Here is a 13,582-nt window from a genome sequence, read left to right as displayed (position 1 = left end):
CGGCGTTGGTAAAGAAGGCCTGCGCATCACCCTCCAGCACCGGCGCGAGGAAATGCAGCGCGCCGAACCGGTCGTCGAGAAAGGCGCGGCGCCGCGCCTCGAACCCCGAAGCCCCGCGCGCCAGCGCATTCAGGCGCGGCAGATAGGATGGATAGAGGCCGCCATTCTGGAAAAGACGCATGGTTCGCGCTGCTCCCGTCGGCCGCGCTTCACGCAACCGACAGCGTTCGGATCGGCCGGGCTGGATTTCCAGCCACCACCGAAAACGGCGCAACGTCGCGCGTGACTACGGAGCACGCCCCGACCACTGCCCCCTCGCCGATCGTCACGCCCTTCAAAATGCTGGCGTTGAAGCCGATCCACACCTTGTCCGCGATGACGACCGGCGCATGCGGCACATGCGTCCAGTCCTTGCGACCCTTGCCCCATTGCAGAACGTCATTTTTGCGGAGCTGCCAATCGGCATTATGGGAGTCATGATCGATGATCGTGATGCCCCAGGACATGATCACGTCATTGCCGATGTCGATGCTCCGGTAGCACACGAGATCGCTCTTTCCGATGAAGGTCCGGTCGCCGATCCGCACCGATCCGCCGCTGTCCTCGAAGCGAATATTGGACTGGATGATCGAATGATCGCCGATCGCAAGCCGATTGCCCGCGGCGCGATTGAGGCGCCGCCAGACCAGCGTCGCGCCCTGCCCGACCGTGACGACGCCCCGGCGGCGGAGTTTCCAGCCCAGCATCGAATCGAGCCATGCGATCCAACGGTTGAGCATCTCAGAATCCCGCCATCATCCATTTCATGTTCAGATACGGCCATATCCGTCCGACCGCGTCCCAGTCCCATGTCTTGCTTGCCGACAGGCTTTGGACTGCGTTCAGCAGCCTCGTCTCATCGACCAATTCGGCAAAGGCCGGCACCTTCCTGTCCAACAGGCGCCTGCTCCAATCCGCAAGCGGCCCGTTCAGCCATTCGGGCATCGGCGAATTAAAGCCGACCTTGCGCCGGCCCATGCGGATGTTTTCCGGCATCCCGCCCTCCATCGCGCGCCGCGCGATCATTTTCGTGTAGCCGCCCGAGGCCTTGCTCTCCGCGGGCAAGGCCATCGTGTAGGTGACGAGGCGCCAATCCATGAACGGCATGCGGACCTCGATGCCGTGCGCCATCGAGATGCGGTCGAAATTGCGCAAAATGGTCGGCAGCACCGTGGAGTGAAACATGCGGTACAGGCGCCGGTTCAGGGGCCTCCATGCGCGTGGCAGCTCGTCCTCGTCGGCGACGAGGTCGAACGGGCGCGGCAGATCCGCCAGTCCGCCGCGCAGGAACGACCGGCCTTTTGCGCGCAGGACGGCGGCGCGGGCGACATCCGCACCCCGCCTCGCCAGGCGCGAACGCGACGTGGCGGCCGCAAGCCAGTTTTTGAGTTGAAAGGCAGCGCCTTCGCCATCCTGGTAGTAGGCGCCCATCAATTCGTCCGCGCCGTGGCCGTCGAGCGACACCGGGATGCGGTGCCGCCGCAGCTCGCGATAGATCAGCCAGGCGGCGCTGGGCAGGCCGATATAGACATCGTCATTGTCGTCCAGGATCCGCTCGAGGTCTTCGAGCGCATCGCGCTGGCCGATCGGCAAAATGGTCGGCGTAACGCCGGCCCATGCGGCGGCCTCTTCGGCCATCGGCCGCTCATCGTTAACAGCGCCGGGGAAGCTTGCGACGAACGCATGACGCCAGGACGTCGAATCGCGCGGACCGAGGCCCGCCCGCTGATGGCTCGCCATGGCGCACACGACCGCGGAGGAATCGAAGCCGCCGGACAGGCAGGTTCCAATCGGCACGTCACTGCGCATCCGAAGCGCCACGGCATCGGCGAACAGCGCGCGGAACGCTTCGACGCGTGCGGCCTCATCATGCGGCACCTCGGGCAGATGGTCCGTCGTTCGCCACCAGCGCCGCAACGCGATCCGGCCGCGGCGCAGCCACAGGCAGTATCCCGCCTGCAGACGCCGGACCTGCGCGCACAGCGTCCGCTCGCTGCCCTCGATGCCGAAGGGATCAAGCAGCAGCCGTCGTGCGACCTCGACATCAAGACTTGCGTCGAACAGTCTGCTGCGGACCAGCGCGCGCTGCTCCGAGGCAAACACGAACCGCACAGGGGTTGACGCATAAAGCAGCGGCTTGATGCCGAAGCGATCCCGCGCCAGGAACAGGTCTCCGCTTTCAGTGTCGTAGATCGCCAGCGCCCACATGCCGTTGAAGCGCAGCAGCATGTCTTCGCGCCATTCGCGCCAGGCGGCGAGGATGACTTCGCTGTCGGACTGGGTGCGAAACACCGCGCCCTTCGTCTCGAGCTCCTGCCGAAGCTCGAGGAAATTGTAGATCTCGCCGTTATAGACCATCGCATGGCGGCCATCGGCCGAGAGCATCGGCTGGTCGGCGCGCGCGGTGGGATCTATGATCGCGAGCCGGCGATGGCCGAGGGCCGCACTGCGATCCGCGCTGAACCAGAAACCGTCGCCATCCGGACCGCGATGTGCCAGCAGATCGGTGATGCGCGCGATGTCCTCGCGCGCAACCGCGTTGCCCCCGAAATTGACGATGCCTGCGATCCCGCACACGATTATTTTGCTCTCAACGGAGAACCCGCCGCCAGACCGATTGCAGGTCGCGGGCGCAGGTCTTTCCATAACGCCCCAGGAGCGACACCGCAACCACAGCCGCTGATATCGCGACCACGGCCGCGCCGTAGAGACCCCCGACCATCCACCAGGGCAAGACGGAGCCCGGAATCAACGCATTCACGACCTGCTGCAGCACGAGCGCGGCGGCGATGCCGATGAGTAGCGGCTGCAGCACGAAATGGAAGATCCGCGGCCAGCCTGCCGCCCGATCGAAGCTGCTGCCGAGAAGCGCAAACACGGTGACGATCTGCGCGAGCATGCCCGCGCAGGCGCTCCAGCCCGCTGCCGGCCAGCCGAAGGCCGGCAGCGCCAGCGCGCTGGTTGCAAGCGTGACCACGGCCGTCACGAAGGCGATGATCGCATTGGCGCGGGACCGCCCCTCCGCCAGCAGGTAGAACATCAAGGCGTTGACGCCGCAGCCGAGGATGCCCGCGACCGAGAGCGTCACCAGCGTCAGCTCGGCCTCGGCGGCAACATGCGGGCCCGTCCACAGATAAAGCACCGGTCCGGCGGCCGGGATGATGGCGCCGAGCGCAGAGGCCGCAAGCAGATTGAGCATCCACGACGCACGCAACAAAAGATCGACCCGGCGATCCCGCGCCTCGGTCTGCAGCGCGCTGAAAAAAGGAAACAGGATTTCGCCGATCTTCAGCACGCCGATATAGATGGCCTCCTCAAGTCTCTGCGCAACGACATAGAATCCGACGAATTCCGGCGGCAGCAACGCGCCGAGCAGATAGCGATCTGCCTGCGCCGCGATCAGGCCCCCGCCCTGTGCGACCAGCTGCCACGATCCGAACCTTGCAAGATCCCGCGCCTCAGTGCGATGAAACGCCGGCGCGCTCAGCCATCCCCTGCAAAGCCGCAGCGACAGCGCCGACGCGCCGGCAAGCGCAGCCATCGCGCCCAGCGCCTGGCAGGCGAGATAGGTCGACGCCTGCGGCAACATCGGAACCATGACGAATGTCGCCGCCGTCGCAACGACCGTACCGCCGACATTGAGCGAGGCGATGCTGCCGTAGTCCTGGCGCGCGGTTAGCAATGAGAGGAACACCGCCGAAAAGCATTGGCAGAGCCAGCCGAATGCAGCAAACGCGAAGGCAGGGCCGAGATCGCCCTGCTGCAGGTTGAATGCGGTGCGCGCCAGCTTGGGTCCGCCAAGGCCGAGCACGATGGCAATCGTGCCGCCGATCGTCAGTGCCAAAAACAGCGCAGAGGCGAAATAGCGGCGCGCTTCGCCCTGTCGATCCGGATCGAGGCGCATGGCGAACGCACGCGCGGCCGACAGGCCGAGCGGCGCCGAGAAGATCATCGCCGGTGCGATGCAGGCCGCGACGAGGCCGGCAATGCCAAATGCGGAAAGGCCCAGATGGCGGATGACGAAGGGAATGACCAGGATGTTGAGGGCCGCCGCCACGACGAAGGCGCTGGCATTGAATGCAGAATTGGTGAGGAGACGCGCACTGGTCGTCTTGTCCGCCATGCCGATCGACGAGCCCCGGATGATGAAAAAACTCCGGACTAATGAAACGCCTTGATCAGATCGATCACCTGTGCCTGCTGGTCGGCCGTGATCTCCGCGAACATCGGCAGCGACAGGATTTTGCCCTGGTCGCCGGCCGCGTTCGGAAAGTCCTCGGGACGATGCTGGAAGCGGCTGTACGCCGGCAACAGCGGCAGCACGGTCGGGTAGTAGACCGCGGTCTGGACCCCGTTGGCGCTCAGATGCGCGGCGAGCGTATCGCGGCGCGGATGACGGATCGTGTAGAGATGATAGACGTGGCTGCGGCCGGACGCGACCTCCGGCACCGTCACATCCTCGATCTGGTTGAGGCCGGCGTCGTAGACGTTTGCGGCCTCCTGGCGCGCCCTGGTCCAGGCGGGAAGATGCGGCAGTTTTGCCGAGAGGATCGCCGCCTGCAGCCCGTCCAGCCGGGAATTGATGCCCTCGATCTGGTGCTGGTGCTTGATGAGACCACCGTGCCGCGCCAGCATGGTCATGTGCTCGGCAATACCATCATCATTTGTGACAATGGCGCCGGCATCGCCCATCGCCCCCAAATTCTTCCCGGGATAGAACGAATAGGTCGCGGCCACACCAAAACTGCCGACCTGCCTGCCCTTGTAGCGCGCCAGATGCGCCTGCGCGCAATCCTCGATCACCCAGAGCTTGTGCTTGGCGGCAATCGCCATGATCGCGTCCATGTCCGCCGGCTGTCCGTAGAAATGCACCGGGATGATGCCGACGGTTCGCGGTGTGATCGCGGCTTCGATGGCGCGAGGATCGATAGTGAAAGTCACCCCGTCGGTGTCGCAGAACACCGGCGTCGCGCCGGCATGCGTGATCATCGCCGATGTCGAGATCCAGGAATGCGCCGTGGTGATCACCTCGTCGCCCGGCTTCACCTTGAGCGCGGCCATGGCGAGATAGAGCGCGTCGGTTCCGTTGGCGCAGGAAATGCAATGTTTTGCTTCCGCAACATCGGCAAATTCGCGCTCGAAGGCATCGACATAGGGTCCGCGGATGAAGGCATTGTCGCGGATGACCGCGGCGATCGCGCCATCGATCTCGCCCTTGATGTTTTGGTACTGCAGCTGCAGGTCCGCGAACGGCACGCCCATCGATTGTCCTTCCTACGTCCCGCGGAGCCGGCGCGCCGGATTGCCTGCATAGGTGCCGGCCGCGGTGATGTCCTTGGTCACCACGGCCCCTGCTCCGATCACGACGTCGTCCGCAATGCGCACCGGCATGATCGTCGCATTGGAGCCGATCGAGACGCGATTGCCGATCACGGTCTCGCGCCAGAGGTCCTTGCGTCCGCGCGCGGGTCCGCCGCTTGCAAAGGTGTCGTTGATGAACATCACGCCATGACCGATAAAGCAATCCTCGCCGATGCTCACGAGTTCGCAGATGAAGGCGTGCGACTGCACGCGCGAGCGTGCGCCGATCACGGCGCCCTTCTGGATCTCGGTGAACGGGCCGACAAAACAGTCATCTCCGATCCTGCAGCCATAGAGGTTGCAGGGCTCGACCACTTTTACGCGCGCGCCAAAGTCGACATCACGGATGCCTGACTGATGAAATTCCGGCGCCGTCACGACACGATGCCCAGCCGGCACAGCCGCGGCTCGAAATGCAGCCGCACCTCCGCGCCGGTCTCGATCGATTCATAGAGCGCCGAGATCAGTTCCAGGCTCTTGCGGCCCTCCAGGCCATCGACCAGCGCGGAGCGCTGATTCACGAGACAGTCGACCACGTGCTGGTAATAGGCCTGATGACCAAAGCCGTAGACGTTCGGCGGGTTGACGGAAAATTTCTCCATCACTTCCCTGTCCGAGGGAAGCTCGTCGGCAAAGCGCCAGTGCCTGATCTGGTTGACGGCAAAGCCGGCGATTTCCACCGTGCCCTTCTCGCCGAGGATCGAGAGCGAGCCTTCGAGATCGGTGGGCCGCGCCGCGGTGGTCGCCTCGATGATGCCGAGCGCGCCGTTCCGGAACTTCAGGGTCGCGACCGCGGTATCCTCGGTTTCGATCTTGACGAGGGCCGTCGAGGCGCGGGCGTGCACGCTGACCACGTCGCCAAAGAACCATTCCAGCATGTCGACGTGGTGGCTCGCCTGGTTCGAGAGCACGCCGCCGTCATAGGCCCAGGTCCCGCGCCAGGCGTCCTGATCGTAATAGGCCTGGTCGCGGCACCAGCGCACACGCACGGTGCCGAGAACCAGCTTGCCGAACCGGCCGGCATCCAGCGCCTCCCGCGCCTTCACCACCGGAAGGTTGAAGCGGTTCTGCTTGACGATGAAGAGTTTCACGCCGGCCTGATCGCAGGCGCGGATCATGTCGTCGGCATCCTGCAACCTGAGCGCCATCGGCTTTTCGACCACGACGTGCTTGCCGGCGCGGGCGCAGGCGATGACATGCTGCGGATGTAGTCCGCTCGGCGTCAGCACCGAGACCGCGTCGATATCCTTGCGCGCCAGGAAGTCGTCGATCTCGTAGCTTGCCGGCACGCCAAACTTCGCTGCGAGCGCATCGGCACGCGGGCGTACGGGATCGCAGACGGCGACGAGCCTGGCTCCGTCGATCTGGTTGCCACCAAGCAAATCGGAATGGCGCTTGGCGATGCGCCCGCAACCCAATAGACCGAATCTGATCACAACATCGCCCCAAGGCGCGGCAGCGGAAGTTCAGCGAAAGTCCGTGACCGCAGTCGGAAGTTTCGAGGGTTGGCATACTCGGAAAAATGCAAGCAAATCAAGGCTTGAAATGACGACGGAAGTCGGCCTCTCCGCCGCCGAGATCACGGCCTGCGCCCTTGATCGGAGGTGTGCACTCCAACGAATACCCGTCGCTCGCCATCATCACTTGAACTTGCTGTCGATCTGGCCGATCAAATGAGTGATTGTCCCAACTCCCGTCGGAGCCCCTGATGCCTGTTCCGCACGCCTCGCAAGCCCTGTCCCGATTCACCGTGCTCGATCTCACCCGTGTGCGTGCCGGTCCGACCTGCGTGCGGCAGCTTGCGGATTGGGGCGCCAACGTCATCAAGATCGATGCGCTGCTGGAGGACGGCGGCGAGACCATGGGCGGCCCGCGTCGCGGTTTTGACTTCCAGAATTTGCACCGCAACAAGCGGGCGATGACGCTGAACCTCAAGGATCCCAAGGGCCGCGAGGTCTTCATGCGGCTGGTCGAAAAGGCCGACGTCGTGGTCGAGAACTACCGGCCCGACGTCAAGACCAAGCTCGGCGTTGACTATGGGAGCGTGCGCAGGGTCAATCCGCGCATCGTCTATGGCAGCATCTCCGGTTTCGGCCAGGATGGCCCCTACCAGAAGCGCCCCGGCTTCGATCAGATCGCGCAAGGCATGGGCGGGCTGATGTCGATCACTGGCGCGCCCGGCGAGGGCCCGATGCGCGTCGGCATCCCCGTCGCCGACCTTACCGCCGGGATGTTCTGCGCCATGGGCATTCTGACGGCGCTGCTCGAGCGCGAGGTGTCGGGCGAGGGCCAGTGGGTGCAGACCTCGTTGTTGCAGGCGCAGATCTTCATGCTGGATTTCCAGGCGGCACGCTGGCTGATGGACCAGGAGGTCGCCAGGCAGGCCGGCAACGATCATCCGACCTCGATACCCACAGGCGTGTTCAAGACCTCCGACGGCTATATCAACATCGCAACGACCGGCGGACGGATCTGGGAGCGCTTTGCGCAGACCGTTGGGGCACCGGAATTATTGACCAACCCAGATTACGCGACCGCGCCCGACCGCTCGAAGAACCGCAAGGCGCTGAACGCCGCGATCAACGCGCTGACTGAAAAGAAATCGACCGAAGCCTGGGTCAATGAGTTCAACGCCGCCGGCGTGCCCTGCGGGCCGATCTATTCGATCGACCAGGTTTTTGCCGACGCCCAGGTCCAGCACCTGAAGATGGCGCAGGACGTGCCGAACGCCGAAGGCCGTCACATCCAGCTCGTCAGCCAGCCGGTCACGCTGTCGCGGACGCCGAGCAAGATGGTGGCTCCGCCGCCCGATTTCGGCGAGCAGACCGACGAGGTATTGGGCGAGTTCGGATTTGGCGCAGACGAGATCGCGGAGTTGCACAGACGCAAGGTGGTTTAGCTGGAAGCCGCGGGCATGTTCGAAAGGCGACAGCACTGAAACTTTGCCGGGGCTAATCCGTTACTGATGAGGCGTGGCACTTGGCCTTCGATTACCAACGGTATTGCGCCTTGCTGTTGCCCAAAAGTCACCACGCGCTAACTTAAGAGTTGGCCAGATTGAGTCCTTTTTGAGAACGCGGTATTGTCATCCAGTCAAAGAGAACGGGTTGCAGGCAGGAACGGCGCAATGAGTGCAGAGGAATTGAAAGAGTTCTTGGCGGCCATGGAGCTCGTGCGTCTGGCCAACGCCGCCTTCTCGGAAGTGATGGGCGACCTTCTCGACCAGGAAGATGAGCTTGATGATGGCGGCGCCTTTTCCGACCTCCGCCGCACCGTGACCCTCCACTAGAGGCTGATGCGGCGCACACGTCGGAACCTGTGCAACGCGTCTGCCCTCTCACGATCTCCAAAGCGATCACACAGGGAATCAGAACCGGTTTTCCCAGAGCCTCGCATTAGCTCCCTCAGCATTTCACCATAACTTCGAAGAACGTCCGGAGCCGGACTCTTCACGCCCATACGACCCCACCCAAAACCGGACCGAGCCATAGTCCCGATCTTTTGCAGCGGGACTAGCCAGTCCAGTGGGCGCGTCTTTCCTTCTCCATTCCGAGAATTGCTCCGGTCTCAACTCAACGCGCGCCCAAGCGCAACTCGCGGCAGCGCTCGTCCGGCTTCGCGGGCTGGCCTGAATGTTGCTTAGACCAGAGTACGATCCTCAAGCGCATATACGAGGGAACAGATCGGATATAGGCTCCGAGCGTGTGGCGCTCAGAACCTGGAGGAGAAACCCCATGAAAGCGTTACGGTTCACACGGCGTGCTTTGAATGCAGGTGCGGTTGCAGTCGCTGCGATCGCTGCGGTCGGCGGGTGCGCCGCAGCATTGGCTGATCAAAAGGTAGTCAAGATCGGCATTACGTTGCCGTTCACCGGCGCCGACGCCGAGGATGCCAACCTGATCAAGAACGGCGCCATGATCGCGATCGATGAGGCCAATGCGGCCGGTGGCGTTGCCGGTTACAAGATCGTCCCGGTCGTCTATGACGACGGCACGGCGACCGCCGGCCAGTATGATCCGGCCCAGTCCGCCACCAATGCCAAGAAGCTGATCTCCGATCCCCTGGTCGTCGCCAATGTCGGACCGCAGATGAGCGGCAGCGGCAAGGCGATCTCGCCGATCCTCAGCGAAGCGGACCTCGCGACGATCACGCCGTCCTCGACCAACCCCGATATTACCGATCCAAAATTTGCCGGCCAGTTCCGGCCCAAAGGCAAGGCGGTCTACTTCCGGACCGTGACGACGGATGCCTTCCAGGGGCCGAACATGGCCAACTACTTCAAGGCCAAGCTCAACGTGAAGACGGTCTATATCCTCGACGATTCCGGTGCCTATGGCGTAGGCCTCGCCAATGCCTTCGAAAATCAGGCGAAGAAAATCGGCATCGAGGTGCTCGGCCACGACCAGCTCGATCCCAAGGAAGCCGACTACACGACCGCGCTCACCAAGATCAAGGCGCTGCACCCGGACGCGCTCTATTATGGCGGCGTGGCCCAGGCCGGCGTCAAGCTCGCCAAGCAGGCGGCCGAAACCATTCCGACCATGATCAAGGGCGGCGGCGACGGCGTGCAGGGCGGCAGCTTCCTCAAGGGTGGTGGCTTCCCGGCGATCGAAGGCTGGTACGCGACCAATGCCGGCCCGCATCTGACCGAAAGCCCAGCTGCGGCCAATTTCGTCAAGACGTTCCAGGACAAATATCACATGACCCCGGACGACTATTCGATCACCGCCTATGACGGGGCGAAGGTCATTCTGGCGGCGATTGCCGAAGTGGCGAAGAGCGGCAAGGAGATGAACCGCTCCAATGTCCGCGACGCGATCCAGAGCTCGAAGGTCGAGACGCTGCAGGGCACCGTGTCGTTCGACCAGAACGGCGACATCCTTGACCGCACGGTCAGCGTCTTCCAGTATCGTCACGATGACAAATACCCTGCGGACGACATCATGCATCAGCTGAAATATCTCGAAGCCGCGCCGCAGTCATAAAACTTCCAGCTCGTGATGCCGGATCGAGGGGACTGGCGATGAGCAACTGGGATGTCCTGCTGCAGCAGGTGATCAATGGTGTCAGCCTCGGCGCGATGTATGCGCTGCTCGCGCTGGGCTTCACCATGGTCTACGGCATCATCGAGCTGATCAATTTCGCGCATTTCAACGTCTTCATGGTGGGTTCGTTCTTCGCCATGTGGACCCTGGAGGCCATGGGCTTTGCCGGCCAGTCGCACGTCCTTTACGGGCTGCCGCTGGCCGGCATCCTCCTTGCCGCCTTTGCGATCACGATGCTAGGGTCCGGCGCGCTCGGCGTCGCCATCGAGCGGCTCGCTTTGCGGCCGCTGCGCGGGGTGTCCGGCACCGCGCCGATGATCACCACCATCGGCATGTCCTACATCCTGTACAACATCATTCTGCTCGGCGCCGGCGCCGACTCGAAGAACTACACCAACCCGGTGCCCAACACCGCCTGGGCGTTCGGCGGCGTCACGCTGCGCCTGCGCGAGGTGCTGCTCTGGACCATCTCGCTCCTCCTCATGGTGGCGCTCAATTACTTCGTCCGCCGCACCAAGATGGGCAAGGCGATGCAGGCGATGGCGCAGGATCAGGAGGCGGCGCGCATGGTCGGCATCGACGTCGACCGCGTCGTCATCCTCACCTTTTTCCTCGGCTCGGCGCTCGCCGGCGCGGCCGGGCTGATTTTCGGGCTCTACTACAATTATACGAGCTACCTGATCGGCTACACTGCAGGCCTCAGAGCTTTTACGGCGGCGGTGCTCGGCGGCATCGGCAACATCCCCGGCGCCATGCTCGGCGGCGTCCTGATCGGGCTGATCGAATCCCTTGGCGGCCAGTACATCGCCGTGCGCTGGACCGATGTCATCATCTTTTCGCTGCTGGTGCTGGTGCTGGTCTTTCGACCGTCGGGGCTGCTCGGCCGCGCGGCCCCGACCAAATCGTAAAGCGAGGGCGGCGTGTCGGACCAGGTCAAACCGGTGCAAGACGTCGCCTCCCCCGCCATCGGACGCGCAGCAAGCTGGATCCCGGCGATCCGCGATCGGGCAACGAGCGAGCGGTTCCGGCCCTATCTGCTCGTCCTCATCCTGATGGCGGCGCTCGCGTTCCCTTATCTCGACCGCAATGAGGGCGACATCGACGCGGCGGCGAATGCGGTCGCCTTTGCCATGCTGGCGCTCGGGCTCAACATCGTCGTCGGCTTTGCCGGCCTGCTCGATCTCGGCTATGCCGCGTTTTTCGCGATCGGCGCCTACACCTATGGCGCGCTTGCCTCCTATCAAATCCAGCCGCCATGGAGCAGTTTTTGGGAGCCCTTCCAGTGGCTCGGCCTGGTGCAGCATCTCGACGCCGGCGGCGGCGCCGGCACCGTCCATTTCGACGTCTCGTTCTGGCTGATGCTGCCGATTGCGGCCCTGGTCGCCGCTTTCTTTGGCGTCCTATTCGGCGCACCGACGCTCCGCCTCAAGGGCGATTATCTCGCCATCGTGACGCTTGGTTTTGGCGAGATCGTGCCGATCGTGGCGCGCAACACCCCCTCCATCACCAATGGTGCGCAAGGCCTCAGCGGCGTCGCGACGCCAAAACTGTTCGGTTACAGTTTTGGCGTGATGTCGACGCCCTATTATTATCTCGGGCTCGCGCTGATCGTGCTCATGATCTTCATCAGCGCGCGGCTGAAACATTCGCGCATCGGCCGCGCGTGGCTCGCCATCCGTGAGGACGAGATCGCTGCCGAGGCCATGGGGGTGAGCCGGACCAAGCTCAAGCTGCTCGCCTTTGCCATCGGCGCGGGTTTTGCCGGCGTCACCGGCACGTTCTATGTAGCCAAGCTGCAGACGGCCTCGCCGGAGATGTTCATGTTTCCGGTCTCGGTGATGATCCTGGTCATGATCGTGCTCGGCGGCATGGGCAGCGTCGCCGGCGTCGTGGTCGGCGCGCTGATCCTGCAGCTCCTGCAATCCTGGTTCCTGCAGGACCTGACGCAATGGATCCACGCCCTCGGTGACTGGACCGGCATCGCCATTCTGGAAAAGGTCGATCTGGTGCAGTCGATCGAACTGATCTTCGGCATCATTCTCGTCGTCATGATGCTCTATCGCCGCCAGGGGCTCATTCCCGAGCGCGCCGCGGTGACGGCGCTGAGCCATGAGCAGCAGAGTGCGATGCCGTTGCGACGCTCGGTCGATGCGAGACTTGCTCCGCTGCACCGGCAAACGATCGATCCGGCCAAGCCGCTGCTCGAGACCAAGGAACTTGCGAAGGCGTTCGGCGGCATCAAGGCCGTGAGCGGCGTCGATCTCAAGGTCATGCCGGGTTCGATCGTCGGCATCATCGGACCGAACGGCTCCGGCAAGACGACGTTCTTCAATCTGATCACCGGGCTGATCGAACCGAGTGGCGGCCGGGTCCTGCTCGCCGGCAAGGACATTACCGGATTGAAGCCGCACGTGATCGTCGAGAAGGGGATTGCGCGCACCTTCCAGAACCTGCGCCTGTTCGCCAACATGACGCTGCTCGAGAATGCGCTCGTCGGCGCACATGCGCGCACCTCGACCGGAGCGGTCGGCGCCGTGCTGCGGCTGCCGCGCGTGAAGCGCGAAGAGGCGGCGGCAAACGCCCGCGCGCTCGACATATTGAGCATTTTCGGCAACCGCCTCATGCCGCGCCTGCAGCACCTCGCCTTCTCCTTGTCCTACGCCAACCGGCGGCGGCTGGAGATCGCGCGGGCGCTGGTGTCCGAGCCGGTGCTGCTGCTGCTCGACGAGCCGACGGCCGGCATGAATCCGACGGAGACGCTGGAGCTGACCGACCAGATCCGGCAGCTGCGCGAACGCGGCGTCACGATCCTTTTGATCGAGCACAAGCTCAACGTGGTCAACGAAATCGCGGACAAGGTGATCGTGCTCGATCACGGCGAGAAGATCGCCGAGGGCACGCCCAAACAGGTTCATTCCAACAAGGACGTGCTGCGTGCCTATCTTGGACGAACAACAGACGCCGTCGCAGCGGCCGCCGCCGCTTCTTGAGTTTGAGGACGTCAACACCTACTACGGCGAGCTTCACGTCCTGAAGAGCGTCGACTATCGCGTCGGCGCTGGCGAAATCGTCTGCCTGCTCGGCGGCAATGCCTCCGGAAAATCCACCACCATGAAGACGATCCTCGGCATCGTGAC

General features: G+C 63.6%; 12 protein-coding genes and 1 pseudogene. 6 read left to right on the top strand and 7 right to left on the bottom strand.

Features of this window, described 5'->3' with window-relative positions; all coding sequences use genetic code 11:
* The 7 genes and pseudogenes from JOZ76_RS13130 to JOZ76_RS13100 all read right to left on the bottom strand — a co-directional run.
* A pseudogene (locus JOZ76_RS13130) lies at positions 1–181 on the bottom strand (glycosyltransferase family 1 protein); the annotation flags it as partial.
* A 28-nt stretch (positions 182–209) separates the two neighbouring features.
* Positions 210–779, bottom strand: coding sequence for an acyltransferase (locus tag JOZ76_RS13125; RefSeq protein WP_291699054.1), 570 nt, complete (start codon positions 777–779; stop codon positions 210–212).
* Between the two features lies 1 nt (position 780).
* Positions 781–2,616 carry an asparagine synthase (glutamine-hydrolyzing) gene (asnB, locus tag JOZ76_RS13120; protein ID WP_291699053.1) on the bottom strand — a complete coding sequence of 612 codons (1,836 nt, stop codon included), beginning with the start codon at positions 2,614–2,616 and terminating at the stop codon, positions 781–783.
* Positions 2,617–2,629: 13 nt separating this feature from the next.
* On the bottom strand, positions 2,630–4,162 hold the full coding sequence (locus tag JOZ76_RS13115; RefSeq protein ID WP_291699052.1) for a lipopolysaccharide biosynthesis protein: 1,533 nt from the start codon (positions 4,160–4,162) through the stop codon (positions 2,630–2,632).
* A gap of 38 nt (positions 4,163–4,200) precedes the next feature.
* Entirely contained in the window at positions 4,201–5,301 is a 1,101-nt protein-coding gene (locus JOZ76_RS13110) for a DegT/DnrJ/EryC1/StrS family aminotransferase (protein WP_291699051.1), read from the bottom strand.
* 12 nt (positions 5,302–5,313) lie between these two features.
* The gene (locus JOZ76_RS13105; protein ID WP_291699050.1) at positions 5,314–5,778 is read right to left on the bottom strand and encodes an acyltransferase; all 465 of its coding nucleotides are present in this window, start codon (positions 5,776–5,778) and stop codon (positions 5,314–5,316) included.
* Positions 5,775–6,836, bottom strand: coding sequence for a Gfo/Idh/MocA family protein (locus tag JOZ76_RS13100; RefSeq protein WP_291699049.1), 1,062 nt, complete (start codon positions 6,834–6,836; stop codon positions 5,775–5,777). Before JOZ76_RS13100 ends, JOZ76_RS13105 begins: the two co-directional genes overlap by 4 nt.
* Positions 6,837–7,108: 272 nt before the next feature.
* Between JOZ76_RS13100 and JOZ76_RS13095 the strand changes: the two genes are divergently transcribed.
* From JOZ76_RS13095 to JOZ76_RS13070, 6 genes are all read left to right on the top strand, one after another.
* The gene (locus JOZ76_RS13095) at positions 7,109–8,299 is read left to right on the top strand and encodes a CaiB/BaiF CoA transferase family protein (RefSeq protein WP_291699048.1); all 1,191 of its coding nucleotides are present in this window, start codon (positions 7,109–7,111) and stop codon (positions 8,297–8,299) included.
* Between the two features lie 228 nt (positions 8,300–8,527).
* On the top strand, positions 8,528–8,689 hold the full coding sequence (locus JOZ76_RS13090; protein WP_291699047.1) for a hypothetical protein: 162 nt from the start codon (positions 8,528–8,530) through the stop codon (positions 8,687–8,689).
* Positions 8,690–9,134: 445 nt separating this feature from the next.
* Positions 9,135–10,385: a branched-chain amino acid ABC transporter substrate-binding protein gene (locus JOZ76_RS13085; protein ID WP_291699046.1), complete on the top strand. Its 1,251-nt coding sequence runs from the start codon at positions 9,135–9,137 to the stop codon at positions 10,383–10,385.
* Positions 10,386–10,423: 38 nt separating this feature from the next.
* Positions 10,424–11,353 carry a branched-chain amino acid ABC transporter permease gene (locus JOZ76_RS13080; protein ID WP_291699045.1) on the top strand — a complete coding sequence of 310 codons (930 nt, stop codon included), beginning with the start codon at positions 10,424–10,426 and terminating at the stop codon, positions 11,351–11,353.
* A gap of 12 nt (positions 11,354–11,365) precedes the next feature.
* On the top strand, positions 11,366–13,435 hold the full coding sequence (locus JOZ76_RS13075) for a branched-chain amino acid ABC transporter ATP-binding protein/permease (RefSeq protein ID WP_291699044.1): 2,070 nt from the start codon (positions 11,366–11,368) through the stop codon (positions 13,433–13,435).
* On the top strand, positions 13,389–13,582 hold a 194-nt coding region (locus JOZ76_RS13070), incomplete at its 3' end, for an ATP-binding cassette domain-containing protein (protein WP_291699043.1). The genes JOZ76_RS13075 and JOZ76_RS13070, both read left to right, overlap by 47 nt.

This window comes from Bradyrhizobium sp., assembly GCF_019244115.1.
Lineage (GTDB): Bacteria > Pseudomonadota > Alphaproteobacteria > Rhizobiales > Xanthobacteraceae > Bradyrhizobium.
The sequence above is the reverse complement of the archived record's forward strand: the minus strand, read 5'-3'. Positions and strand labels throughout refer to the sequence as shown.

What these genes read in the sequence shown, in the direction of transcription:
- JOZ76_RS13125 (WP_291699054.1), bottom strand. Translation starts at nt 779, where the DNA reads ATGCTCAACCGTTGGATCGCATGGCTCGATTCGATGCTGGGCTGGAAA.
- JOZ76_RS13115 (WP_291699052.1), bottom strand. Translation starts at nt 4,162, where the DNA reads ATGGCGGACAAGACGACCAGTGCGCGTCTCCTCACCAATTCTGCATTC.
- JOZ76_RS13110 (WP_291699051.1), bottom strand. Translation starts at nt 5,301, where the DNA reads ATGGGCGTGCCGTTCGCGGACCTGCAGCTGCAGTACCAAAACATCAAG.
- JOZ76_RS13095 (WP_291699048.1), top strand. Translation starts at nt 7,109, where the DNA reads ATGCCTGTTCCGCACGCCTCGCAAGCCCTGTCCCGATTCACCGTGCTC.
- JOZ76_RS13090 (WP_291699047.1), top strand. Translation starts at nt 8,528, where the DNA reads ATGAGTGCAGAGGAATTGAAAGAGTTCTTGGCGGCCATGGAGCTCGTG.
- JOZ76_RS13085 (WP_291699046.1), top strand. Translation starts at nt 9,135, where the DNA reads ATGAAAGCGTTACGGTTCACACGGCGTGCTTTGAATGCAGGTGCGGTT.
- JOZ76_RS13080 (WP_291699045.1), top strand. Translation starts at nt 10,424, where the DNA reads ATGAGCAACTGGGATGTCCTGCTGCAGCAGGTGATCAATGGTGTCAGC.